We start from the raw sequence: 25,867 nt of genomic DNA, 5'->3' as shown, positions 1-25,867 counted from the left end.
CGATAAGATAGGCAAAACAGGCCGATAATGCAAATTTCATTCATCTTTTTTCAACTTTATTCGACATTATTTCACATTATCTATGACGAATATACCTATCCTAATAGAGCCAGTTCATGTTATGTAAAAGCCTAACCACAGCAAAAATATCCCCGTCCCCACCCTCACCGTTCTTACATAAATCAGCGCTTGGTAGTTACATTAATAGGTACTCTTTACAGTTGTTACAGTACGGGGCTAAGTTATGATTGGTCAGATATGGCCCGGCATCTGTCAATTTGTCCAACTTTCCCTGTTGGCGGGTTGCGCTCGCCTTTATAAAGATCAGTTACCTTCTGCTGTGATAAAGCTTTTTATGGTGTGCTTAAGGCTACCGTCCAGTTTTTCTCCTGAATTTTAAAATCCAACTCGCGATAAGACTTAGACAGTTCATCAATCCGCTTCTGAATCTGAGCGACATCCACCGTTCTCTGGAAGCGAACCTCAGAGCGGCTGTACCGATCCTGAGTGATCGAAGCTTGCTCAAGCAAATCGCTAAACAGCTTCCGCAGCTGAAGCATTTTATCCCGTTCGGCTAGGGCATCGGCAATACTCCAATTCTCATTGAAGGCAACAGATGAATTCGTTCGATTAATCGCTCGAATCAAAATCGTCTGCTCGTTAACAGCTATTTCTAGCTCATGCAAAAGAGCCTCCGGCTGCTCTGCCGGATCTTCCCCCTCCTGCACCTTAACGACCCGATCGAGCCGCTGCTTTAGCTGCGCGATTTTACGGGTAAGATCACTTCGGTTCACTAATGCTTCCGCAAGTTTCATCTTTAAGTTCCCCCTAAGATTTTCTGATAGCTGGCGATATCCAGTCTTCGACCAAATTTACAGCCAATCTCCTTGAAGTAGGCACATTGTTCATATCCATTCTTTGAGAAAAGCTGGCGACTGCGTTCATTCTCTGCGCAAACGGTAGCTACTAACACATGGAAATCCAGTTCGGCAGCTCTCTTTTCAATAAAGCGTAAGGCATGCTGTCCTATTCTTTTACCCACACAAGCAGGTTTCAAATACACACTGATCTCCCCAGAGCTATCATAAGCCGGCTTACTCTTATGTCTAGCAATCAGAACATAGCCCTGAATAACATTATCCCAGGATAATATAACGTATGATTTGAACCGCGGATCATCATTCATCACTGATTGCCGCATTTCGTCCAAACTTAAAGGCTCGGTATGAAAAGAAACCGTAGTGTTCAGCACATAATAGTTATAAATATCGAGTACATCCGACAGATGCTCTTCGCGAATTTCAGTGAATAACAAACTTTCTCCCACTACTTTGTTCAACACAGCTAATCCTCCCAAATGGATGTTTCCAAATGATCGACGAACTTGCGTAATTTACCGGCTAGCTTGCGGTTAATGGTTCCATCCTGATACATTTGCTGCACCTTATCCCGTTGCTCCTGAATAGCTTTCAGTTTCAATTCAAGCTTTTGATCATCAACAAGACCATCCTTTGTCCAGCCTTGACCCTGCTCGAAGCGTGCGATTAGTTGCTCATAACTGCATGCAACCTTCTCTACTGCTTTTCGGTTGTTCTCATTCATACTTGCATTAACAGCAGCTATTGCTGCGCGGGACATAGAAATCTTAGCTTTTCTTGCACATTCAGCCTGTTGCAGCATTTGTTGGCTAGCTTCCCGTTCGTTTTGTCCTGAGAACATCCCCGCAAATAGCCTTCTAATCTCTGTAAGGGATAATCTAATTTGAGAGTTGAGACTTCTGGCTAAGAAAACTTCACTATGATCCAAGAATTCTTCCATTTTCTGAGCCACTGAGGCAGGAATCTCATTGTTAGTAAGCAATCGGGTCAGCTCTTTGCGTTCAGCATGCAAGCCCACTATCCTTGCTTCAACCCCAAGCCGACGGAGTTCCTCAAATGCCGGATCGTTCGCTTGATCCTCGCGGTTCAGACTATAAACCTTTTCTCTGAATTCACTCAAAGCTGGCTGTGCGGAATCCTTGCTCTCCTCCGTCATCATACTTTGAAGCAGCGTTATCCCGGCAGCAACGACCTTAGATTTGGCCGCCTGTTCAACCTCAGTGTCCCCTGGTTCGGCAACCGGCTCTTCTTTACCTGCGAGAATTGGTAAAAAGATACTAGCGATCAGCAGCGACATCAGAATCACACCCGCAGCGATAAAGATAATTAGATCACGTTCAGGAAAAGGTGAGCCATCTCCTAACACAAAAGGAATCGAAAAGGCACCGGCTAAAGTAACCGCGCCTCGCACTCCTGAAATAGTCAGGATTAGCATGGACTTAATAGACGATTTTTCCATTTTTTGCAGGCCGGCGCCAGCCAGGGAAAATACATATACCCATATAAAACGCAGCACAAAAAGCAGTAACGTTATCGCTAATACATAACCAATCACCATAAGATTGTCCACCGCTGTATCCCGGTAGATCACTTCAATAACATCTGGAATCGACAATCCGAGAATAAGGAAGACCAAGCCATTCAAGATGTAGAGCAGCACAGACCATGTACTGGCGGATACCAGCTGTAGCTTATACTGTGGCGAAACTGCACGATCCTTCTCGACCGCATGAATTATCCCTGCTGCAACCACAGCTAAAATGCCGGATACCCCTATTTCTTCACTAATCAGATACACAATGAAAGGAGTCAGGATTTGCAGCAGCACATGTACTGTGATGTCCTCCATCCCCAGTCTGCGGATAAATACACTGAACCGAATCAGGAGGAACGCGAGTATTGCTCCGACAATTAGCCCACCTAAAGCGATAATCACAAAGCTAATGGAGGCTTTCGGCAAAGAAAATATGCCTGTAACAGCTGCTGCAATAGCGAAGTTAAACGCAACAAGGCCAGAGGCATCATTCATCAATGATTCGCCCTCTAGAATACGATGAATACTCTTGGGAAGATGTACTCTCCCAGCGATTGCGCTTACCGCCACAGCATCTGTCGGCGATAAGATCGCTGCCAGCGCAAAAGCAGCTGTGAGTGGAATGGTGGGGATCATCCAGTTAATGGAATATCCAGCGATAAGCACTGTAGCAAATACCAAGCCTAGTGCCAGCATTAAGATTGGAGCCCGCAGGTTCCATAACTCATTTCTCGGTGTTCGCTTTCCGTCATTGAACAAAAGCGGAGCAATAAATAACACGAAAAACAACTCTGGCTCCAGTGACATATGTATTCCCAAAGGCAATAGTACGACCACTACACCCAAGCCAATTTGTATTAAGGGTATCGGCACGAAGGGAATGAATCGGTTTATGATGTTGGATATTGCGATAAGCCCAAGTAGGACGAGTACAACCAGAAATGTCTCCAAACCACATCAACTCCCTTTTTTATATTTGATTATTATATCGCAAAGCTTTAGGCAAGGGCAAAATCTAGCAAAAGATTCTTAACATTAAAATCCCCTACAAATTCCACAAAAATTCCATCAGATACATATTGACATAAATATTTATTTGTGTTATAATTAAATATTTATCTATTGTTTTTATTTTCAGTTTTGAGTAATATATGCATTAGCCTCACGGCGTCGCTCTTATTATCAATCACGGAGGGATATAATGTACATTGCTCAAGGAATAGAAATGCTCGAGATTACAGCGCAGGTTATGGGTGGAAAAGACACGATTTACCCCACGCTACTCTGGGATGAACATACCGCCGTACTCGTCGATACCGGATTCCCGGGTCTACTCTCTACTTTCAAAGAGGCTCTAAAAGAAGCACATGTGCCTTGGGAGAAGCTCCGTATCCTTATTATCACGCATCAGGATTTAGACCATATCGGTTGCCTCCCTGCCCTATTGGCTGATGAAGATCTAGAGCTTACAGTTCTGGCTCATGAAATTGAGCAGCCTTATATTCAAGGAGAGCGAATGCTCCTTAAGCACACTCCTGAAGCTTTAGCGGCGGCAGCGGCTATGATCCCAGCTCATGTACCTGAGGAATGGCAGCGTACCTTCCTCTCTGTATTAGCCCATCCTCCTAAAGGAAAAGTGGATCAAACGCTTGTGGATGGAGAAAAGTTACCTTTTGCCGGTGGAATTACGGTGATCCATACCCCAGGCCACAGCCCAGGGCATCTCAGTCTTTACCATCATGATAGCCGTACACTTATTGCCGCCGATGCCTTGACCGTTCAGAATGGCGAGCTACAGGGTCCCACTCCTTCCGCCACCCCTGACATGGAGCTGGCTTTGGCCTCTCTGAACAAGTTCTCTGAGTATGAGATCGATACGGTCATTTGTTATCATGGCGGACTCTACCGCGGAGATGCAAACAGACGTATTGCTGAACTAGCAGAAGGAAAAGGAAAGCTGTAATGATACAAAAGAAGACAGAGCCTAAAATCCGGCTCTGCCTTCTTTTTTCATATATAATCGTTATTTTTCATTATCACTTAAGACTCTGAACCCACCGTAAACCGTTCACGAATATGCTGCGGCTGTTCGATTTCATCGACAATAGCAACGGCATAATCTTCGTAGCTGACATAACTCTCGCCTTTGGAGTTCACCAGAAGATTATCCTTACCTTTTACATAAGAACCCGTTCTTGTGCCGATGGCAAAATTAGCAGATGGGCTAACAAAGGTCCAAGAGAGTGCATCTGTCCCTTGCAGAATCTCCAGATTCTTGGCTTGATTCGTCGCTGTTGGCTTAATAAAGTCAGGAAAGTCATTCGTATCCACTACTTTAAGCGTTTTGGCTTCATCTACATAAAGACTTCCTGCACCCCCAACTACAATTAATCTTGTATCGGGCGAAGCCTTCAACGCTTCAATAAGCACATTCCCGGCATCCACATGCAGATGTTCTTGTCCAAACGGCGCACCAAAAGCATTCACAACCACATCGAACCCCTGCAAATCTTCAACGGTAAGTGCAAATACATCCTTTTCAATGACATTCGCTTTACTATTTGTTACTTTAGATGCATCCCGCACAATCGCTGTAACTTCATGACCTCTATCCAACGCTTCCTGCGTAATTCGGCTTCCAGCTTTTCCACTTGCTCCAACAACTGCGATTTTCATATGATTGTCCTCCTGAGTTTACGATGTTTTCGCTTTAATATTTATATCAAGGAGCTCCTGAACGATGGTTCTATCGATATCGAGATCAAATTTTCTCCCCCAAAAGCATTCCGTGCCCCGTTGAGTGATCCGATCATAGTCTTCAATCGTTAGCGTTCTAGGATAATCCGGTCCTGTTTCCCAATCTGTATACCGCTTAATTTCATTCAGCACATGCATCTTATAAACACTATTCAAAATTATCGTATGGAAAAAGATTTCATCTCCACATAAAGTGTTCCTAAAAAATCTGACGTATTCCGGAGAGCTTTTTGTAAAATCCAAGATGTATTCCATACATCCACCTGTAATAGACATCCAGTTTGAGCCTTTATATAAACCGTTCGGCAGAGCGCTTAATCTTCTTTGCAGAAACGGAACGCTCATAATTAGTTTAATGTACCTCATTCGGATCGCTGTCATACGCCGGGTCCTTGAGATGAGGAATCTAGGATAGTAAACTGAGACCCGCTCGTAACATCCCCAAGTTTCCGCAGCATTAGGCAGCTGCAAATACTTCACAAATTCCTTACCTTCATTCCCCTTAAAGAAATCTAGAATCACTTCATTCGAAGCCAGAGGCAGATCCTGACCGCTTAGAATGTGAATATAATTGAAATCCCCATGTTCTTTGATCAGCGAAAAGCACTTCAAAATGCATTCAATCTGGCTGTAATGCCCCCACTGCACATCAATAGGCTTTTCCACAAAATGAATATCGTTACGATGAATAATGTCAGCTTCAATATTACTTTTCTGATCGACATGCAGGAAAAACTCTACGGACTCGTTAGTTAAACTATCAATTAGCAAATTGATCTGCTCCGGATTCTTATGACAAAGAATGATATACGCCATTTTGAATGCTTCCAACAAACTTCACCCTTCCGCCCACCTATTTCCAATATTATAAAATAAATGGACGAAAATGGATATATAATTATCTCTCTAAAACAAGTCTGATTCCAATGTTCCAAGGATCTTGGAATGTAGGATCTCCATTCACTTCTGTAACTGCGTAACCAGCCTGCCGTACTCGCTCCACCACAGCGTTGCGTTCCTCTTCATTCGTAAGAATTAAGGTAAAATAATCAATCCCCACAGTATCAGCTGGAGCCGCAGGTGCGCCCTGTCCAGCCCAAACATTCAGCCCGATATGGTGATGATAGCCACCAGCAGAGATAAACATAGCAGCACTTCCATAATTAGCTGTTAGTTCAAAACCAAGCAAATCGACGTAGAAGGCTTTCGCCTTATTTAAATTCCCCACATGAAAGTGTACATGCCCAATCACTGTTCCCGCTGGCAGCCCGTTCCATGATAAACCTTCAGAAGCTGCCAATAGTCCATCTACATCCACTGGATCAGTGGACATCATTACATGCCCTTCCGCATTATATTTCCATTCACTCTTAGGACGATCTCGATAGATTTCAATCCCATTATTATCTGGATCCTGAATATACAACGCTTCACTGACCAGATGATCCCCCTGCCCCACTTCAATCCCCGAAGAGATCAAATTGCGCACAACCAATCCAAGGCTAGGACGATCTGGAACAAGGATAGCGAAATGATACAACCCAGCCACAGAATTAGGGCGGATCACCCGCGCATTTTCAATCTCCCGCAAAATCAATAACACATTCTGACCGTCAGCGGTCATTTCAACTTCGCGGCCAGTCTGCCGCAAAACGCTTAACCCCACAACATTCTGATAAAAGGTGAGCGAACGCTCCAAATTGCTTACTCTAATCTGCACCAGACCGATCTGAGTGTCTGGTTGAAGTATTGTTTTAGTCGTCATTATAAATTCCTCCCAATCACGCTGTAACTGTTTTAGTTACAAATCAACTATCTTTAGTATAGTTACCTTCTATATGTTTGTCAATTACCTATAAAAAAATCATGTCGACTGGTTCACAGCCAAACATGATTCACAGGAACATATAATAAGTAATTCAAAAAAAGGTTTCCGGGTATTTCAACTCTCCCTTAATCCTCTGCAGTACGCCTTCCTTCAGCTCACAGACCATAAAGACATTCTCCGGTACCGCGAATTGCTTCATCTTCCCGATCACCAAAAGCCTTAACATTCACTTGAAATACTTCATTATAGTCTGCCACAGTTTCTGCTCTAATTCTCATTTTTGTTGCTCCATTCCAGTAAATATTCGGATACACTGGATTCCAAAAGGCCGATCAAATCTTCATCCATATACTTATAGTCATCAGCTATGTTCAGGCAAATTATTTTTTTGCCCCTTACACAGTCTCTAAATTTATCTTGAATTCTTCGAACATGTTTCTTCTCCATCACAAAAATCACATCCGCCCAACCCAAATGCCCTTCAGAAATTTTAATTCTGGCATGATCTTCAGTCCCTGCTGATCTCACTTCATGACCATCAATTCCTTGAAAGATCTTCTCCGCAGTTAGACTCCGCCAGCGATTCTGGCTGCAGACAAACAGTAGTTTAATAAGTGCACCTTCCTTATCCGATTGTTAAAAAGATATCTATTGTCTCGCCTGCTTCGTGTATTCAATCAACCAACAATCTCTTAGCTCTCCTTCATGTTGTTCGTGCTGTTCAAGGTATTTCTTCTTCACAAAGCCAATCTTCTCGTATACTCTAAGGGCTCTTTTATTCCAGGCTTGCGGGTCCATGACAATTTTATCCGCCTGTTTTGCTTCGATAAGATAATTAACCGTTTCTTTAATGAGTCGCGAACCCATTCCTTGATTCCATAAATCAGGCTCGCCAATAAACTGGTCCATCCCAAAGATTTGACCTTCGAATCCCACGTAGCCGTACACCTCTAATTCTTCATCATCTATAAGATAGAACTGGAGATAACCTATATCCCGCTCCTTGTATTGCACAATACACTGCGTAACTTCGGCTTGCTCGTCGTAAAAATGCTCCTTCACCAGCTCCAAATCATGCGGGCGATCACGACCTTCATAGAACTCCAGTACAACGGGGTCTGAGAGCCATTTTACAAGTAATGCGGCATCGTTTAGCTCAAGTGTTCTCAGTCTGATCTCTTGCTTTTCAAAAATAATCATAACGCACTATACAGTTCATAAAGAGGTCTGTAGCTTGGATGTTCTTCTATTTCCGTTACGACAACACCTTGCTCGGAGTCAATCACACGGTAGGCTTTAGCTTCTTCTCTGGTCGACATCACTTTATATTCCTTATCTTTATAGATGATTGCACAATTGTTATCCACCGCGATTCCAGGCAAACCTCCACCTTTAACCATGCGTGTAAAATCTTCAACCCGAATATCCTCATTATAATGCGGACAATGAATGCCCGGCAGAATCCCCATGGCTTCAAGCTTGATATACTGCCATTCCCCCTGATCGTCGAACGCCTCAGAGTCACTATGCCCATATTCAAACCAACAGATGGAACCTGCGCTAAGCCCGGCCAATACGGTTCCAGAGGAATAAGCTTCTTTCAAAAGCGTATCTACCCCTGTATTTTTCCAAATCTCCAGCATCTTTCGGGTATTGCCTCCACCAACATAAATCAAATCAGCAGCTGTAATTAAATCTGTAATCTCATCATGAGTGTAAGTTTGGCTCACAAGCAATAAGTGACTTGTTTCACATCCAAGAATATCGCCATATACTTTGCTAAAAGTATCACAATATCCCGGCGCATCACTACTGGCTGTTGGAATAAATAACGCCTTCGGCTTAGCCTTTTGAGTTAGCTGCACAACTTTACGATCAATTTCCAGCGTTTCAAGCTCGATTAACTCTCCCCCGCCAATCACTACGATAGTGCCCATGATTTCCCCTTCTTTCACTAGGATTACATCCTATTGCTCACTCTTGGCTTACCGATGCTTGCAAAATATTCCTCTGCCAAAATGCTGTAGATCTCCAGATCCACCAGCCCTTTACCTGACCATACATGCGCCTGCCTTAACGTGCCTTCTTTCGTAAAGCCATTTTTCAAAAGCACCCGCTTCGATCGTTCATTAAAGGGCATAACCTCAGCTTGAATTCGATTGACTTCTGCAGTCTCAAATAAATATTTCACCACTAACTGAATGGCCTGAGCTGCAATCCCTTTTCCCCAATAAGGTTCCGCCAAAAAGTAACCGATCGTCACCATATCCACCTTTTGATTAAAATCCATAACTTCGATGATACCTAGCAGTATGTAAGGGTTATTTTTGAGGAAAATCCCCCATTTCACTCTTACCCCTTTGGTAAAATCACGTTCGAAATGACCGATCATATTCTTGACTGTATCTTTATTATGTTTCGGAATAATTCCACAGTACTCAAACACTTGATCATTGCTATATATCCCAAATACCTCATTAAGGTTGCTGACTTCAATCTTTTTCAGTAATAATTGCTCGGATTCCAAAGTAGGGAATTGCTCAAATACGTGACTAAGCTTCAATTTGTTCCCTCCATTACTTTTTGATGGCTTGGATCAGGGTTGGATTAGGATTGCAGTTTGACTTTTTGTATCCTGTATTACCCCTTCCTTTATTACCCCCGGACACTTCCCCTGTACTGCGCGGTTCTAAGCTCACGAATATAGGGCTCTGCAGCTGGCATATCTGCCTCAACGGCCTGTTGAACGGCTAACTCGATGTCATAAGGCACTCTTACAAATTGCATATTCAAAGGAGCCGCTGACACTCCCATGTATTCTCCCTCCATAATCACATAAGATGCCTGGGTTAGATCAAGCGGATTCCCCACACTGCCTACGTTAAATAAAGTCTTGCCTTCTAAATGTTGAATAAAAGCATTATGAATATCCCCGTAACCTACGATATCCGCTTGTCGTTTCTCCTGGCAGAGATCAGAATAACCAAACAAAGATAATCGCTTTTCATAATCATCCCAAGGTTGAACACGTTCATACAGGCTTCGTGGCGAAGCATGAAATAACCGTACAAATTTACCACTCATCATAAACTCAATCGAAAACGGCAACGTGCTTAAATAAGCTAGGCGCTCTTGACCTATCAACCCGCGGCACCACCGAGCCATCTCAAAATCAACATCCTGATTCATTAAATCATCCCAGTTCCCCATAACACTGATTTCACAATTCTTTTTTATGATATCAAGTGCAAGATCTGAGTTCGGTCCTTTTCCAACAATATCGCCTAAACAAAACACCCTGCTGATTCCCCGCTGCTGGATGTCATCTAAAACGGCCGTAAGGGCCGGTATATTTCCATGAATGTCTGAGATTATTGCAATTTGCTCCACTGTAGAACCTCCGTATATATTGATCTTTAAAAAAGTTACTTATCCTAAAACTAATTGTACTGCATCAGCGGCTGTTGCTCATTTATAGGGCATTTTTGCCCTTCTTTTCGCTCATCCATCGACTGTTGCTCGTTTATAGGGCATTTTTGCCTTTCTTTTAGTTCATCCATCGACTGTTGCTCATTTATAGGGCATTTATACCGTACATTCCACCATTCCCATCTACTTCAGCACATTTCAACGGCATTTATACCGTACATTTCACCATTTCAGCCACTTCAGCACATTTCAACGGCATTTATACCGTACATTCCACCATTCCAGCTACTTCAGCCCATTTCAAAGGTATTTATACCGTACATTCCACCATTCCATCTACTTCAGCACATTTCAACGGCATTTATACCGTACATTTCATCATTTCAGCTACCTCGTTCTAGTCACACTTAATCTTTTGTAAACTTTATGGATTGTAAAATATCCTCTATCCTCTTCATATCTTCTTTATGTACTTCATCCACACTATAAGGGAACTGCACCATAAATGACATTTCCGGTTTCTCAATAACGTAATAAATAAATTTCCCTTTACTCCCTTCCTCTTCGAATACTTCAGTTTCGTACTTTATGAACTCTAACCCGCCTAAATTAGTTTTACTTTTTGTCAGATCCGCCCCGTTGTTGTAATCCGTTCGGCCATCCTCGAGCCATTTGTTGACAAGCTCCATGTCCTTAGGCTTAAATCCAAAGAGCATTACTCCCGGACCTTTAAGTCCCTCAGCAGCTTTAAACTCAGTCGTGGAGACTATTAACCATAATGGCGCTCCATGCTGCTCAGTTACAACCCAATGATCCGGATAGTTGAAGGTGATTCCAAAATTCGCATCCTCGTATTTAGTGGTATCCCTTGATTCATTACAGCCGGTAATCATTACTATAATTAGTAGTATAGGCAGTAATTTCTTTAACATTCTTTAGCTCTCCCTCAATGTATGTATGCATATTATCTTTAATCCGGCTTCTAAATACAGATTCTATATTCGCTCTTACTTCCCTTCTTTGCCCATAAACCTAATTAAGCAAAAAAAAGACCAGAATCACGTTTTCACATGTTCTGGCCTTCCTTCTAAGCTGTGATATGGAGGAATCAAAGTTCAGGCATTTCATTCGCAATCTGTTCCAATGTAACCTCCTGGAGGACATTCTCCATTGCTTTTTGGGCGAGTGAGAACACAGGTACAATTGCACTGGCTATATTCTTACCAACAGGACAATCGGGATTAGGATGCTCATGGACAGAAAACAACGAGTCCTCTTCCACCGCATTAACTGCCTTATAAATCTGCAGCAGCGTAATCTCGGATGCGCTACGTGTAAGCGAGGCGCCTGCGACTCCGGGGCGGGCATTTACTAGTCCTGCTTTTTGCAGCATACTCGTAAGCCGACGGATAACTACAGGGTTTGTGTTTACGCTACCAGCTATCCACTCAGATGTGCTTTTGCCTTCTTTATTGCTCTCAATCAACGTTAATATATGAATGGCTACCGCAAATCGGGTGCTAATATTCATGGAAATCTCTCCTTCTGCCTTGCTGCAAAACATCCTTCAGATGCAACTATAATAGTTACATTTCATGCATTTGTCAAACTTTTGAGGATAAGAACAACTTATAATCTATCAATATCCTCTATATAGATTATTCCTCAATATGACACATATTATTGAATCCAACATCAAGAATTCAAGAACTCTATTTACTTTTACAGTAAATAGAGTAATACTTTTGAAATGATTAAATATAGATAGGTTGGTGCATTTTAATGAAAAAAGATCGTTGGGACATATTTATAATAATAATAGCTGTCTTTGAATTTATTAATATAATGTACAGTTTAATATTCGAACAATCCATAGAGTGGTTTTCTTTGATTATATTAATTCTCTTTGTTTCTTTAATTGTTAATTCTAATATAAGTAAAAACAAAAAAAATGATTAAATACAACTGCCAAATGGCACTCGTATCCTAAGTGTCTTTTCCTATCTTATCTTATCGAATTCCTTTAGGATCTCAGCCACCTGGGCAGCATATTTTTTACTCAGACGCGATTTGCCAAGATTACTCTTCACAATCTTAAGGATTCGGGCATCTCGGCTCTTTGCAAATCTCTCCAGCATAACAAAGCCTTCTTCAGGCTCATTCGCCACAAATACACTCAAGCTGTATTCAAGTCCCTTAGATAATACGCGAAAATGCTCAGCGTCCTCATGTTGCGCTCCCCCACCATCTATACTCTCCATGATTCGGGCAGCCAACTGAAGACAATATAGCGTATTTTCTTTCTTTTTTAAAAGAGGAGGATGCGCTAATGCCGCTACAAAAGCCCGTTGTTCAAGCCTGTTCGCACCTTTCTCCCACATGTCAATCAGCTGCCTGAGCAGGGTGAAATCATCCTCCCCTATACTTTGCAGCGCCATAGCAGACGCTTCACGTACCCTCCATCGCGAATCATTCATAGCTGTCTTGATGCTGTTTTGAATCACTACTTGCTGTTCTTCTCCAGCGTGACTGTAATAAGCCCCCAACGCCCTAACTGCACAAAACGGCAGAAACTCACGGGGATCATTCACCCCAGCTTCAGCTTCAGTAATGTTAGCCCAAGAGACAAGCAGCTCCCAGCCTGTATCTGTTAGATTAGGATGAGCGAATTGTTTGGCGAAATGGTCTGAGCGCTCCAAATTCACTCGTGGTCCTGGGAGTTTACTCTCCTGCATCATCAAATCACTAAGCTGTACCCACAGCTCCTTATCGTTTATCCATTGCTGAAACGGCTCTTCAATCATCTTTTGCTCAGCCATCTCTGGTCCCTCCGATAGTTATCTTCAGATTCGAACGATTCCTTGCATCGCGTATGCGGGGCACAACCTATAAATAATAAGGTCTGTTCGCACACTACTCTTTATGCCTTAGTCAGAATAACAGGCTCACCTTTAGTCACGATAATCGTATGTTCAAACTGTGCTACCCGACCGTTATCTACAACACTTAGCGTCCAGCCATCCGATTGCTGCTCCACATAGTCCGCTCCAGTCGAGAGGAAGGGCTCTATTGTAATTACTTGTCCTTCCTTCAGCACCGTGGTCACTCTTGGATTATAGAAGGGTAGAATTTCAAAAGGCTTCTCATGCAGTGATTTGCCAATTCCATGGCTGCACAGATTACGCACCACTCTATAACCGCGTTTGCGAGCTTCAAGTTCCATCATTCTGCCGATCTCGTTAACCTTCATTCCTGCCCGCAGATGATTGATCACACTCATCATGGTTTCCTCTGTACTCCGGCATAAACGCAGAATATCATCGTTATAGGGCGGCAATTGAAAAGAAACGCCAGCATCCCCATAATACCCATTCAGCTCAGCAGAGACATCAATGTTGATCAAATCGCCAGCATTAATCACTCTCGGACCCGGAATACCATGAGCAACCTCTTCGTTCACACTGATGCAGGTGCTGCCCGGGAAATTATAAGTTATCTTCGGGGCTGAGGATGCTCCGAAGCTTTCCAGAATCTCAGCTCCAATAAGATCTAACTCCGCAGTCGTCATCCCAGGGGTTACTTTCTTTTTCATCTCGGCGATGGTGTGGCCCACCACTTTTCCAATAGCTTTTAACCCTTCTAAATCTTGTACCGTATCACTTGTCATCCAACACACATTCCTCTCACTTCATGAATTAATCATTTGTCCAGCCTCTGAAATGCACTCCCTACCCACTGAAAAGTATCTTCCACTTGTTTGCCTGCTGCGTTATCGTAGTAACTTCTCTTGAAGCTATGCTCATCAACTTTATCCAGTTTTATGGAATACCGCTCAGGACTGCTGATAAACAGCTGATTTTCAGGTTTAATAGGCAGTTCTTCTATCACGTTATTTCTTCTGAGTGTAAAAAGCTTGTAGAAATAACCGTTACTCGTTCCATATTGTCCGATCGTAAAATCGGGATCACCATCTCCATTATAATCCTCAAACTGAAGCTGGAAAAAATCATTAAAGGTCTGGGCAAATTGATCATTTAACGGATAGCTACTCAGTGTTTTTCCATGCTCATCAGTCACTACTAGCCTAAATCGGCCACTCCAGTTTCTTCCCGCTAACGGACTCGGTGTAGTCCAATCTTCGCTATATGTCCCCTCTAGCAGTTGCAGATTTAAAAATCCCGCTCTGCCTGTGACCGGAGACAGTTCATTATGTGATAGGGTTACTGGACCTGTTACCTCGACAGAAGTCTCCACAGGGTCTGCCTGTTCAATGTTCTCCGTATCGATTGTTCCATAAATGAGCTTTCTTAACTGGTCAGAGTTTTTTACAGGAATTGTATAGCCCTGACTGCTGTTCTCTGCTGTAGTAAACATCCCTTCATGTCCAAGTTGATCTCCAAGCGCTATGTAATAATCTTCCGAATAGCCGTCCCCATAAACAAGCTTCATTTCAAATTCCGGACCCCAATCCAGATCATCAGAAAATTTCTTACTCTTGTTCATAGCCTCCGCAAGCGTCTTGATCAAAACAGAATCCTTTAGCGTTAAGCTCTCTGAGTGCAAAGGACGATCCGCTTGTTTCTGATCACTCGTTGCCACGGGTGTCAACGACACGCCTTCGATCCATCTGGCATTGATGAAGCCCAAATCACTTTTACATCCGCTTAACACTACGACCAATAACAAAGGTGCTATCCATATTAACCGCCTAATGCGAATCGCCTCCAATACATAAGCATATTCCAATTATAACAGTGTCTATAAATATATAAAAACGACTTTATGAACACGCGATTAAAAAAAGACTACAACCTGCTTATTAAAGCGTGGTTCTAGTCTTAAAATGGCAATTGATTAGATTACTCCCATCGTTTTGAGCCAAGCATCCGCAATAAGTGCATGACCTGCAGGAGTAGGATGTACTCCATCATATGCCCAGTAAGCCGGTTCTGCTTTTACGGAAGCCGCTGCAAAAAGTCCATCTAGCGGAACCAGCGGCGCCCCATATTCACGTGCCAGCTCGCGGACAATATGAATTTTAGGATCAAGATCCTGACGCCAAGTTCTACGATCTTCCGGTACAGGCAAAACAAAAGGCTCTATAAGCACTAATTTAGCATCTAAAGATTTCTGAGTGCGTTCGATCAGGTCCCGATACGAAGCTTCAAACTGCTCGGGAGTGGTTTCTTCACCAGAATCAAAACGCCGCCAAGTGTCGTTAATTCCAATATAAATGGACACCCAAGTCGGCTTCAAATCCAGACAATCCTGATCCCAACGTCCCTGTAAATCAACAATACGGTTGCCACCAATACCACGGTTAATAAAAGTAAGATTCTTCTCTGGATATAAATACCCCAGACGAGCGGCGACCATCATTGCATAACCTACTCCAAGTGATGAAGCGTCTTCATGATTACGCCCCCAGTCTGTTATGCTGTCCCCTTGAAACAGAATGACATCGTTTTGTTGGAATATCATAAATGAAATCCTCCTCTAACTACCTCTGTTAATATAACCCAATCTATTATATCAAATACAATGAATACAGCCTACTGTGAAACATCAATAATGCAAACATTTCACTAAAAAAACAATAACAAAAACCCCGCTCAGATTTGAGCAGGGTTTAGGGTTAAGCTATATTAGTAAGCTAGGCTGAACAATCCTTTAATGTGGGACAAGTAACGGATATTACTTGCTTCCTTCATCAGAGTTGCAGGCAAGCCTTTTAACGGAGTAGAACTTGCACCAACGATGGCAACACCGTCTTTACGGCCTAAGCTAGCAAGTGTACCAGAGTTGATTGGGCTAAAGCTTTCAAACGATTTATTTTTCAAGAAGGCATACAGATTGTATCCGATCAATTCACCCATTTGCCAAGCGATTTGAGCAGTTGGAGGGTAAGGACGTCCATCTTCTGCAAAGACCACCGCGCTGTCACCAGCAACGAATACATCTTTGTGGGAAGTGGATTGCAAGAATTCATTCACCGTTGCACGACCGCGGTTAACTTCAAGACCGGATTCGCCGATGAGTGGATTTCCTTGTACGCCACCAGTCCATACAAATGTGTTAGCAATAATTTTTTGACCGTCTTTCAAGTCAATCGCATTGCCTTCTACATTCGTAACAGGAAGACCTGTCAGGAATTGAACACCACGTTTTTCCAAGCTTGCTACAGCACGTTCGATTAATGCATCTGGCAATACTGGAAGGATTTTAGGACCTGCTTCAACGAGCATTAGCTTAATTTCTTTAGGATCAACGCCATATTTTTTAGTAAGTGTAGGCAATACATCCGCGATTTCACCAACAAGCTCAACACCTGTTAAGCCGCCGCCACCGATCAGGATGTTTGCATCTGCTTCATTTTTCGATTTCGCATATTCACGAATACGATCTTCAATATGTTGATGAATTTTGTTAGCATCTGCAGCTGATTTCAATACCATACTGTATTGTTCAAGCCCTGGAATGCCAAAATAAGCTGTAGTGCTGCCAAGACCTACAACAAGCGCATCATAAGTAAGTGTCACACCATCAGAAAGAACAATTTGTTTGTTCTCCACAGAAAATGAATTAACCTTCGCGATTTTCAGGTCAATATCTTTCCCTGCGAAAAGCTTAGTTAGAGGCATAGCTACAGCACCCTCTGCAACACTACCTGCTGCAAGACGATGCAATTCTGTAATGATTTGGTGGGTAGGATACTGATTAACTACAGTAATTTTAGCTTCATCTTTTTTGAGATATTTGCGTACGGTTAAGGCGCTTAGTAGACCACCATAACCTGCTCCTAGAATGACAATATGTTTAGACATGATGTTTCCTCCGTCCCTTACGTATAAGATATGAAAATGATTATTTCTGCTTACTGCGTTCTCCAGCAACTTGAAGGTATGCATTTACGAAACGGAAAAGCTTTTGCGCTTGTGGATCTTTCAACAACTTCATAAGACCAAAAAGACCAATAACTTCGTTACTTTCATTCGCACGATCTTTTGCTTCGATCACTGTAGCTGCCATATTCTTCGCGGAATGCACTACAGGTTCAGCAAGTTCTTTAATTGCACTTACCGTATCACTTTTCAAGACATCATCCGCTGCGACAGTTTGCACAAAGTCATAGGACTTTGTAAGCACGCCAACAAGCTCAGTTAATTTTGGCAACTGTTCCACCAAGACTGTTAATGATTCCTGAACTTCTGGTTTCAAGAGCTGCTCAAGAACATCCATTTGTTCCTTGCTAACAGCTACTTTTGGTGATTCTTGTTCAGGTTGTGTTTGAGTGATTGATTCTGACATATCCAAATCTCCTCTGCAATAAGCTTTGCTGCTTAATAGTAATGAAAAACATAAGAACTTTTAACGCCATATTTCTATTATAGCACTTATCAAGTTATAAATGTCACAAAGTTTTTGAATTTCCATAAAAATTTGTGATTTTTATTACATTATAATAAATTATTTAAATTACTAGTGTTAATTAAAACCGTTTGAGTGAATTAATGTACAAATTCATTCAAATTCTTCTCAGTTTTCAATAAAACCTCCACAATGTCCATATTCTTCTCTGTTAGAAGTAACCTGAAATAAAGAGAACGCAGGAAGTTCTTTGTATTTATTCGTGTCACGTACTGGCTGTGGCTTCTAGGCCAACTGCCACATTGCGCCAAGTTGAGAATCCAATCGGTTATAGACTGCTGTGGAAGTAAATGATGATCGATGATTGTAACTATAATAGTAGCAATCCTTTCATCTTCTTCTTCCCTGAATATGTATTGATCGTTATAAAGCATCTTTTGAATAACTGCCAGAACCTCTTCCCGCACCGCGGCATCACTCTCCGAGCATAAAACCAGCTCATCCAAGGCGTCTGCGCCATGGGCTGCTGCGTGTGCCCAGCCTTCTTTTTCCATATAACCTCTTAAGTCCCGTTCTTCCTCATAATAACGAATCAAACCCTGCTTCACCTTTATAAATTCAGAGCTATCCAATATAGCCGTTTCCCTATGCCGCTGGAGAATAAGAGCAACAACCAATACAGAAAATGTTCTTGCATACACCGTCAGATCTTCTTTATTCCCAATGTGATAAAACAGATGCTGCTCGTCAAGAAGTATCCACAGCAGTTCACGAAGCTCCGCGTCATTAAACCAATGTTTCTCATTAATCCATTTGTAGAATGTGGAATAAATCAATTCATCACGCAGTACAGGCTCGGGATCTCCTATATGCTCAAGCATCAACTTCACATAATCCTTTATGTCCTCTCCACTTCTAAGCTCGTAGTCATTCTCTTCGATTCTTTGCAAATCTATCATCAATTGTTCTCTACTATTAATCAATTTATCCACCCTTTCATCCACTGTGTTTCTACATATCCTAATATCCTAATTTATGTCCTATTTTTTGACAACAGGGTATTCAAGATTAACTTCAATAAATTTTATCATTGACGAATTTTTTAGGCTGTGTTATTTTGAGTTAGTAACATTTAGTTAGTTCATTTACAAATATCAGGTGTTGATATTTTACAACCGAATACATACACAACGGAGGAATACTTATGAGCGCTTTTACAGACTTGATTCAGTCACGCAGATCCGCTATGAATTTTGTGGAAGGGGTCATCATCCCTCAGAATGAATTAGAGGAAATGTTCTCTTACGCCAGATTGGCACCATCGGCCTATAATCTACAGCATACAAATTACAAAGTGATATCTAACGAGAGTTTAAAAGAAGAAATTCGCGAAGCGGCTTACGGCCAATATAAAATCCATACTGCTTCAGCAGTTATTGTAGTGCTGGGAGATAAGCATGCTTATCAGCAGGCTCCAGAAATCTATGGCGGGCTTAAAGCTTTAGGAGCGATGTCACAAGAGGAATATGATGAACAAATAGAGATGATTAACAATGCTTACATTGATAATCATGCTTTTCAAAGAGATGAAGCAATACGTAATGCCTCTCTCTCGGCCATGCACTTTATGCTGATCGCCAAAGATAAAGGCTGGGATACCTGCCCGATGATCGGCTTCGATGCTGATGCTATCCAATCCACCTTGAATCTGCCGGATCATATGGTACCTGTTATGCTGATCACGATCGGCAAAGACAAAAAACATAAAATCAGACCCCGCGGCTACCGTAAGCCAGTCAACGAATTCGTTGAATTCATCTGATTATAGATACAGCAAAACGTTCCATCCGAGGCAAGTAGCGGGTGGAACGTTTTTTAATTGGAACTCATCATGAAGATAATGAACCGTGTGCCCGATATACAAGAGGGGCTCTACTTCGCATATTGTAAAATGGCTATAGCTGCTCTTTCCCGTCGTTCGGAGTCATCACAAATCAAAGCATCTTTCAAAATATTAAGCGCCTTAGAGAGTGTCTCCTCATCCAATTCCAGCGGACTATTCACTTCTTTTTCATTAGCAGAAACACCTGTAATCCACAGATCCAAGCGAGCACTTGGTTTAGGACCATTATATTGTACAACCGGTGCACTTTGGTTAAATAACTCCCGCACGCCTGTGTTTAGTTCAGAAATCCGCACACTTTTCAACCACGTCACACCATGCCGATGGCATGTACCCTCGTCAACATTATCAGTAAACTCGTTGTAAAAATAATCTCCGAGGTCCCCGAGATGTACCCAATCTCCATCGGCCACCAGCACATAATCTCCATCTTGCATCGTATGTACAAATAGCTGAAGGGCTTGCAGATGTTGCGTAAGCTCCAACTCACTATATTGGTATGTGCCAATCAATCGATCACGAAGTTCCTCTGTGGTTAGATTCTCCAGATCCCCTATTCCGGGATAGCCGATACTCACATAATTATCCTCCAAAAATGTGCTGATCCGCTCAATCTCCAGTGGCTTCGATCCCATCCGAAACAGATTCATATGTCATTCCTCCAAATACTTAATAAAATGCTTGTAGTAGCCCTTGGATTTGGGAGTAACAAACCGTCCATCATTCGCAGAATCCTTCATTAGTTTATGAAGCTTCGGACCTCCAGTATAGGGATCTACTACGCTAGCCTTAAGTCGTGTCGCTTGGATTGCCTTCTGAGGACAAGAATAAACACAACGCATACATAATAAACAATTTTGATTGAAAACAATTCCTTCTACGCCGCTACTAATATTGGATGTTGGACAGTTTCTGACACATTTTAAGCATAGTGTGCAAGCGTCCGTTGTACGCAATCCTTTGGCGAAGTATTTTCCCCCTTGGTGTTCCTCACAATAATATACTGTTCTCAGAACCCGCTCCAACACAGGGTGAATCGGCAGATTTCGCGGTGTCCGCTTTACGATTTCCTCTGCAAACAATTCCACCTTACGCTGTGCGGCTTGATACAACTGCTTATTCAACCTGTCATCATATTTAATATAAAAATTACATGGCATCGCCAAAATCGAATTGTGAAAGGGATTATATCCCTTCCCACGCAAAGAACGAAGCACCGTATTCGAAGCACCGTTATTGATATAGTGTGGAGAGGATGCCGTTTTGAATACAAATGCCGGGGTTCCATTACAATCAGGCAGCTGTTCTGCAAAACGTTCAACAAAACCGGAGGCGCCAAAGCCTAGAACCGGATGACCAATACCTATAAGATCATAGGCTTCATATTCTACAGAACGAGTGCCTTTAAAAATATCTTCCACTCTAAACAAATCTACGTCTTGCCCTTTACTTCTCAGCCTTTCAGCAAATTGCTTAGCAATAATCTCCGTATTGCCCGTACCTGAGAAATAAAATATGGCCGTCTTTGCATTATGCATTCCATCCCCTCCCAGATCAAATATACCTCATTCCCGTCTGGGAAAGCCGTGAAGTTGAGATGGGTTTTGGCTAATTCGGACTCAGTTGCTCTTATTTCCATAATTCCGCTCATTTTGCCACACTATCGGACTCAGTTGCAGCTATTCGCTCAGATGCACTCCTTTTCTGCACAAATCATGGGCAATAAGAGCTATACAGTCCGAAACTTTCGCAAAATGAACCCATATGCTGAAATAGCTGCAATACGGTCCGCTACGATCTCAATCGAGCAAAAGGTAGTTGGTTTCGAGATGTAGGCGGCTAAGTTTGGGACGTAGGCGGCAAGGTTGAGTAATAGGTAACTAATTTCGTGCACGGAGTAGATAGGTTGAGCCATAGGTAGCTAATTCCGCACGGTGTAGATAGGTTGAGCTATAGATAGCTAATACCGCAATGAGTAGATAGGTTGAGCACAAGACAGCTAGTTTAAGCAATGGGCAGCACGTCTAGGATCAAATTTGGCAGGTGGCGTTCTTTTCAGCAACTGTTCGGACTCAGGCAGCTATTCACCCATAACTACTCAAATACTGTACATTAACAAATCCTCAATCATGCGTCCTCACAGGAGTAATTAAAAAAAGTGTGGACGAAGATGCGTCCACAGGCAGGATCACCAGCGGCCTTTCTTTTCCCGCGAACCTGATTCTAAGCGTCTCACTATCGATCGCCCGAAGGATGTCCCTGAAATATTTTCCGTTAAAGGCTACTCGAAAATGATCACCTTCCAGATACTCTAAAGGAATCTCTTCTTTTACATCCCCAATTTCTGCAGTCTTGGACACTAAACTTAACGTGTTAGAAGGAAGTACGCTGAGCATAACACTCTCGCCAGCCAATATAGAAATACGTTCAACCACATGTAACAAACGGTCTTTCTTAACAATCACTTCGGAGAGGTACGCTTTTGGGATTAAATTATTGACAGAGGGATAAGTTCCTTCTAAAAGAGCAGACTGAACCCTCAATCCATTAGAAATAAATCTGATTTGCTTGGGGCCTATTTCTAAATCGGTGCTGCTGTCTGCATCATCGTTTAATATTTTTAAAAGATCCTCCAGGGTGCTGCCCGGGATTACAACATCTAAAGGAATTGCTCCGTAATCTTCTACGCTTTCAACAACATGCAGGGCGAAGCGGATGCCATCAGTGGCGACTACACGAATATTTTGCTTATCTATTTGAAGCAAAACTCCTGTGAGCACAGGTCTGGTTTCCGATGAAGAGACCGCAAAAACCACTCTTTTAAATATTTGCTTCAGGAGAGTGTTCTTCATGCTTATCCTTTGAATGTATGGATGGTCTATGTATTGGATTCTTGGAAACTCTGCCACATCCGTTCCACATAAACGAAATTGAGTGCTCCCTGATTGAATATTTAAAATCAATGACTCTTCGATTTCCAGCCTAATTAGTCCAGGATCAAGCTTACGAATGATCTCATAAAAATAACGCGCCGGAACGACGATCTCACCTGTGTTGTGCACAACCACCGAATCCATTTTCACAGGGAGCTTATATTCAATGGTCATCCTTATATTGCTGGCTGTTAATATCAAACCCTGAGTTTGCGCTTGAATAAGTATTCCTGATAGAACACTTGAGGAACTATTCGCGGATATGGCTTTTAATGCTGCCTGTAATGCGGTAGTAAGTGAATCTTTTGATATATGGATTAGCAAAGACTTCACCTAACTCTCCTTAGATTCCTTTACAAAATGCGCCTCAATGATGTTCCGAAATACTTGGGAGCGAGATGCGTTCTGATCCGCGCAAGCCTGCTCTATCTCCTGCCAAATGTCCTCAGATAATGTCAAAGATACCTTTTTGGTTACACCAGTGCTTTTTCTACCTGCACCTTCCCGAAGACCTCCCCTTGTAAAAAGAAACCCCAACTGCCCGTCTTTAGTGGCTACACCTACTTTGACTTTATCCTCGTTGTTACTTGCGCTATCGCTAGTGACTTTATCTTTAACTCCGCTAATACTGCTCCCCTTTTGTTCGCCCTCGAATTTATGATCACCCAATCCCTCACACCTCCATATTTGAATTTAGTAACTTAAATCAATATATTTACTAATTTCATAATACCATAATCGCCATTAATCCACCACAATTCTAAACACAAAAAAACACCCCAAAAATCGGAGTGTGCGGTGCGGTGGGTATGAGTTGGGTATGAGTTGGGTATTGCAACGTTAACCCATGGATTTTTTATTTTGCTTAAAATCGTTTGGGAATGTATGAGTTAATTGCACTTTATACAACTATAAACAATACATTGTGCTGCCCGAGCGAAATAAGTGTATTCTCTGCAACTAAATTCAACGATATTAACAAATAAGTGTGAAAAGACTTCTTTTAACTGCACCAAATGCAACTAAAAGTGACTAAGCTTCTTATCTCCTGCAAATAAGTGTATAAACTGCAACTATCCCGTTTGCCCGCTCGCGGACACAAGCATAGACGCACACGCAAACACCCTCATCATGCCACTAACCCAATCTTCCTCCCCTCTCCCTCACCTCATCCCGCCACTAGCCAAACCTTCCTCCCCTCTCCCTCACCCTCATCATGCCACTAACCCAACCTTCATACCCTCTCACTCACCTCATCATCCCACTAACCCAACCTTCCTCACCTCTCACTCACCCTCATCACGCCACTAACCCAACCTTCATCCCCTCTCATACACCCTCTCCCAAAGACTCCTTTCCCTACAACTCCCATCACCATTACCTCAGAACTCCCTACTCATGTAAAAATAGCTCGCCTCATAACTCAACGTTCGGCACATATTAATATCTACTCTTCCACCCACGCGCCTTACTGAAACTACACTATCTCAGGATGTTCTGATAATTTGGTGGGAAGTCTGACTTTTTGGGGTCTTTTAGATGCTTGAACGATTCAAGCTTCACCTTAGGACCAGGAGAGATCCTAAAAGTCATGGTATCTTCTCCAACTGAAATATGTGGACCAACTGTAGGATATACGTTAAGTGTAATCAAGAAATCAAACCCACGGAAACCATTGGTCCGCTTCACCTCAGTCACATCCACAAAGTAAGGATAAACCATTGGCGATTCTCGCAAAAGCGGCGAATAAATATCTGCAATCTTTTTCTCAATATGGGGTAAAAGAAATAACATTAGCATGTCTTGAAACTTAAGTTCGCGAGAATCTTGATCTGGCAGTTGAAGTCCCGAATCAGACCTGGAAGGTGTTACAGATTGAGGTTGAATTAACCTATTTGCGGAGCAAGGTTGTGGCGTCAGAAATAGCATCACTGCGACAAGAAGGGGAGCAATCCAGCTTTTTTTCATCACAATAGCCTCCTTAGGGAACTTTATATAAATTCCCCAAAGAGACCCTATTTCTATACGTTAAATCTCAATCCTGTTAAAAAGAAAGGGTTCTCCCTTAAGATAATTTCTTAGGATCGCTAACGCATACGGCTGTTCTGCTTTTAGACCCTCGGTTTCCCTCGGATCGGATGCGTGATGGCAATAATTTTCGATCATAACCATGACCGTAAAATTCTCTAAAGTCTGAACCCACTCCCCATCAAGCTTGGCGATACTTTCGTACCCCTTAATGACCCCTTCTCTTTGCAATGGATACAGTCCAAGAAGGGTATGTGCTACGTCATAAAGATAATACCCCCAACCACATCTCCCAAAATCAATCGGCCGAGGCTCACCCTCTTTAAATATGATGTTGCCTTGATGTAAATCTCCATGAATAACGCCATAAGACCTTCTGTTCTTATTTTTATGCTGCTTGCTTAACCAGTTGAATAATTTCTCAGCTGCCGACTGATACAGCACAAACTCATCATCCGTAAGAAAACAATGATAATGCAGCTTTAAACGAAGCATTGCTTTTCGAAAGCTATGTTCATCCCAAACAGGACGATTAAAGCCAGGGGGTAACTCCAGCTCCTGTGCCGCCTTATGTAGCTTGGCTAATAGAACGCCTTCTTTGTAAATTTGTTCTTCGGTAAGATTTTCATTCGCACGTTCCCCTTCAACCCAGCGCATTAAAGAGGCATAAACACCTTCTCCATTTCCCTGTTCCACTCTGAACGTTACAGCACCCGTGCGATCATGAACACCTTTTGGCAGGGGGACATCAATTTTGCTCTTCAAAAGCTCCAGCCACGCGATTTCGGAGTTAATTTCCTCTTTAGATCTCCCCGAATGAAGGCGCAGTAAAAAAGTTCCCTCTTTATTAGTTTCGATAACAAAGGTACAGGTATCCGATAGCTGGTTAAAACGAATCTGCGTCCAATCCAGGTCAAAGTTCTGAAGCGCTATTAAAGCTGCCTGCTTATAATTTTTTCTCATCGCAAAGGAAGGAACAATTCAGTCTCATCGGGCCAGAAAGGGTTCGCAAATTGATAGATTTCTATAACCAATCCACGATCATTACTCTGCAAACTGCTATTAAATTCTCGCTTCATTTCCGGCAATTCAAGCACTTGGACTTGGCCTTCATCATTCATAAATAACCATCCCTTCAATGATCTATAAAAATGAAAACTATCTGAAAAAATATTTATCTTGAAAATATTTTCAGAAAACTAAATAATA

At 42.3% G+C, this 25,867-nt stretch carries 30 protein-coding genes; 2 read left to right on the top strand and 28 right to left on the bottom strand.

The window, feature by feature from the left end:
- Positions 1-353: 353 nt before the first annotated feature.
- The 3 genes from MHI51_RS12115 to MHI51_RS12105 are packed head-to-tail and all read right to left on the bottom strand — an operon-like array spanning position 354 to position 3,363.
- Entirely contained in the window at positions 354-815 is a 462-nt protein-coding gene (locus MHI51_RS12115) for a DIP1984 family protein (protein WP_076278056.1), read from the bottom strand.
- A gap of 2 nt (positions 816-817) precedes the next feature.
- On the bottom strand, positions 818-1,342 hold the full coding sequence (locus MHI51_RS12110; protein ID WP_254847619.1) for a GNAT family N-acetyltransferase: 525 nt from the start codon (positions 1,340-1,342) through the stop codon (positions 818-820).
- A gap of 2 nt (positions 1,343-1,344) precedes the next feature.
- Complete coding sequence (locus MHI51_RS12105; RefSeq protein WP_076278057.1) at positions 1,345-3,363, bottom strand: Na+/H+ antiporter; 2,019 nt, start codon at positions 3,361-3,363, stop codon at positions 1,345-1,347.
- 250 nt (positions 3,364-3,613) lie between these two features.
- Here MHI51_RS12105 and MHI51_RS12100 point away from each other — a divergent pair, with 250 nt between their 5' ends.
- Complete coding sequence (locus MHI51_RS12100) at positions 3,614-4,375, top strand: MBL fold metallo-hydrolase (RefSeq protein ID WP_076278058.1); 762 nt, start codon at positions 3,614-3,616, stop codon at positions 4,373-4,375.
- Between the two features lie 77 nt (positions 4,376-4,452).
- Here the strand turns inward: MHI51_RS12100 and MHI51_RS12095 are convergent, their stop codons facing one another.
- From MHI51_RS12095 to MHI51_RS12010, 18 genes are all read right to left on the bottom strand, one after another.
- Positions 4,453-5,088 (bottom strand): NAD(P)-dependent oxidoreductase, encoded by a 636-nt coding sequence (locus tag MHI51_RS12095; RefSeq protein WP_076278059.1) that lies wholly within the window; start codon positions 5,086-5,088, stop codon positions 4,453-4,455.
- 18 nt (positions 5,089-5,106) lie between these two features.
- Positions 5,107-6,000, bottom strand: a complete 894-nt coding sequence (locus MHI51_RS12090) for a beta-1,6-N-acetylglucosaminyltransferase (protein ID WP_139329833.1) — start codon at positions 5,998-6,000, stop codon at positions 5,107-5,109.
- Between the two features lie 67 nt (positions 6,001-6,067).
- Positions 6,068-6,934 (bottom strand): VOC family protein, encoded by an 867-nt coding sequence (locus tag MHI51_RS12085; protein WP_076218943.1) that lies wholly within the window; start codon positions 6,932-6,934, stop codon positions 6,068-6,070.
- Between the two features lie 218 nt (positions 6,935-7,152).
- Positions 7,153-7,275 (bottom strand): hypothetical protein, encoded by a 123-nt coding sequence (locus MHI51_RS12080; RefSeq protein ID WP_405173900.1) that lies wholly within the window; start codon positions 7,273-7,275, stop codon positions 7,153-7,155.
- Complete coding sequence (locus MHI51_RS12075; protein WP_076218945.1) at positions 7,265-7,609, bottom strand: low molecular weight protein tyrosine phosphatase family protein; 345 nt, start codon at positions 7,607-7,609, stop codon at positions 7,265-7,267. The genes MHI51_RS12080 and MHI51_RS12075 overlap by 11 nt, the downstream gene beginning before the upstream one ends.
- Positions 7,610-7,645: 36 nt before the next feature.
- Positions 7,646-8,197 carry a GNAT family N-acetyltransferase gene (locus MHI51_RS12070; RefSeq protein WP_076218946.1) on the bottom strand — a complete coding sequence of 184 codons (552 nt, stop codon included), beginning with the start codon at positions 8,195-8,197 and terminating at the stop codon, positions 7,646-7,648.
- Positions 8,194-8,952, bottom strand: coding sequence for a peptidase E (locus MHI51_RS12065; protein ID WP_143759908.1), 759 nt, complete (start codon positions 8,950-8,952; stop codon positions 8,194-8,196). Before MHI51_RS12065 ends, MHI51_RS12070 begins: the two co-directional genes overlap by 4 nt.
- Before the next feature lie 5 nt (positions 8,953-8,957).
- Entirely contained in the window at positions 8,958-9,560 is a 603-nt protein-coding gene (locus tag MHI51_RS12060) for a GNAT family N-acetyltransferase (protein ID WP_051491425.1), read from the bottom strand.
- Positions 9,561-9,652: 92 nt separating this feature from the next.
- Positions 9,653-10,387, bottom strand: a complete 735-nt coding sequence (locus tag MHI51_RS12055) for a metallophosphoesterase (RefSeq protein ID WP_076218947.1) — start codon at positions 10,385-10,387, stop codon at positions 9,653-9,655.
- A gap of 446 nt (positions 10,388-10,833) precedes the next feature.
- Entirely contained in the window at positions 10,834-11,358 is a 525-nt protein-coding gene (locus tag MHI51_RS12050; RefSeq protein ID WP_076278061.1) for a hypothetical protein, read from the bottom strand.
- A 176-nt stretch (positions 11,359-11,534) separates the two neighbouring features.
- Positions 11,535-11,957, bottom strand: a complete 423-nt coding sequence (locus MHI51_RS12045; protein WP_076278062.1) for an Rrf2 family transcriptional regulator — start codon at positions 11,955-11,957, stop codon at positions 11,535-11,537.
- Positions 11,958-12,426: 469 nt separating this feature from the next.
- Positions 12,427-13,245 (bottom strand): hypothetical protein, encoded by an 819-nt coding sequence (locus MHI51_RS12040; protein ID WP_405173899.1) that lies wholly within the window; start codon positions 13,243-13,245, stop codon positions 12,427-12,429.
- Between the two features lie 101 nt (positions 13,246-13,346).
- A complete protein-coding gene (map, locus tag MHI51_RS12035) occupies positions 13,347-14,093 on the bottom strand; it encodes a type I methionyl aminopeptidase (protein WP_076218952.1) in 747 nt (248 codons plus the stop codon).
- 32 nt (positions 14,094-14,125) lie between these two features.
- A complete protein-coding gene (locus MHI51_RS12030) occupies positions 14,126-15,112 on the bottom strand; it encodes a hypothetical protein (RefSeq protein ID WP_143761996.1) in 987 nt (328 codons plus the stop codon).
- 168 nt (positions 15,113-15,280) lie between these two features.
- On the bottom strand, positions 15,281-15,907 hold the full coding sequence (locus MHI51_RS12025) for an SGNH/GDSL hydrolase family protein (protein ID WP_405173898.1): 627 nt from the start codon (positions 15,905-15,907) through the stop codon (positions 15,281-15,283).
- A gap of 164 nt (positions 15,908-16,071) precedes the next feature.
- A complete protein-coding gene (locus MHI51_RS12020) occupies positions 16,072-17,250 on the bottom strand; it encodes an NAD(P)/FAD-dependent oxidoreductase (RefSeq protein ID WP_036685891.1) in 1,179 nt (392 codons plus the stop codon).
- 40 nt (positions 17,251-17,290) lie between these two features.
- Complete coding sequence (locus MHI51_RS12015) at positions 17,291-17,734, bottom strand: DUF1641 domain-containing protein (RefSeq protein ID WP_036685888.1); 444 nt, start codon at positions 17,732-17,734, stop codon at positions 17,291-17,293.
- 200 nt (positions 17,735-17,934) lie between these two features.
- Positions 17,935-18,777, bottom strand: coding sequence for a DUF2785 domain-containing protein (locus tag MHI51_RS12010; protein ID WP_076220389.1), 843 nt, complete (start codon positions 18,775-18,777; stop codon positions 17,935-17,937).
- A gap of 221 nt (positions 18,778-18,998) precedes the next feature.
- Between MHI51_RS12010 and MHI51_RS12005 the strand changes: the two genes are divergently transcribed.
- Positions 18,999-19,616 (top strand): nitroreductase family protein, encoded by a 618-nt coding sequence (locus MHI51_RS12005; protein ID WP_076278066.1) that lies wholly within the window; start codon positions 18,999-19,001, stop codon positions 19,614-19,616.
- Between the two features lie 110 nt (positions 19,617-19,726).
- On the opposite strand, the gene MHI51_RS12000 is transcribed toward MHI51_RS12005, so the two are convergent.
- The 7 genes from MHI51_RS12000 to MHI51_RS11970 all read right to left on the bottom strand — a co-directional run bounded on the left by MHI51_RS12000 (position 19,727) and on the right by MHI51_RS11970 (position 25,779).
- Positions 19,727-20,347 (bottom strand): hypothetical protein, encoded by a 621-nt coding sequence (locus tag MHI51_RS12000; RefSeq protein ID WP_405173897.1) that lies wholly within the window; start codon positions 20,345-20,347, stop codon positions 19,727-19,729.
- A gap of 3 nt (positions 20,348-20,350) precedes the next feature.
- Positions 20,351-21,235 carry an EFR1 family ferrodoxin gene (locus MHI51_RS11995; protein WP_076278068.1) on the bottom strand — a complete coding sequence of 295 codons (885 nt, stop codon included), beginning with the start codon at positions 21,233-21,235 and terminating at the stop codon, positions 20,351-20,353.
- 585 nt (positions 21,236-21,820) lie between these two features.
- On the bottom strand, positions 21,821-22,963 hold the full coding sequence (gene dnaN / locus MHI51_RS11990; protein ID WP_405173896.1) for a DNA polymerase III subunit beta: 1,143 nt from the start codon (positions 22,961-22,963) through the stop codon (positions 21,821-21,823).
- Positions 22,964-23,299: a hypothetical protein gene (locus MHI51_RS11985; RefSeq protein WP_405173895.1), complete on the bottom strand. Its 336-nt coding sequence runs from the start codon at positions 23,297-23,299 to the stop codon at positions 22,964-22,966.
- An 813-nt stretch (positions 23,300-24,112) separates the two neighbouring features.
- Positions 24,113-24,598, bottom strand: coding sequence for a DUF3888 domain-containing protein (locus MHI51_RS11980; protein WP_076278071.1), 486 nt, complete (start codon positions 24,596-24,598; stop codon positions 24,113-24,115).
- Positions 24,599-24,658: 60 nt separating this feature from the next.
- Positions 24,659-25,621, bottom strand: a complete 963-nt coding sequence (locus MHI51_RS11975; RefSeq protein ID WP_405173894.1) for a phosphotransferase enzyme family protein — start codon at positions 25,619-25,621, stop codon at positions 24,659-24,661.
- Positions 25,618-25,779 carry a hypothetical protein gene (locus tag MHI51_RS11970; protein WP_341002169.1) on the bottom strand — a complete coding sequence of 54 codons (162 nt, stop codon included), beginning with the start codon at positions 25,777-25,779 and terminating at the stop codon, positions 25,618-25,620. Before MHI51_RS11970 ends, MHI51_RS11975 begins: the two co-directional genes overlap by 4 nt.
- Positions 25,780-25,867: the final 88 nt, after the last annotated feature.

Source organism: Paenibacillus sp. FSL H8-0260, from assembly GCF_045040625.1.
Taxonomy (GTDB): domain Bacteria; phylum Bacillota; class Bacilli; order Paenibacillales; family Paenibacillaceae; genus Paenibacillus_AQ; species Paenibacillus_AQ odorifer.
This window is presented reverse-complemented; position numbering and strand designations above follow the sequence as displayed.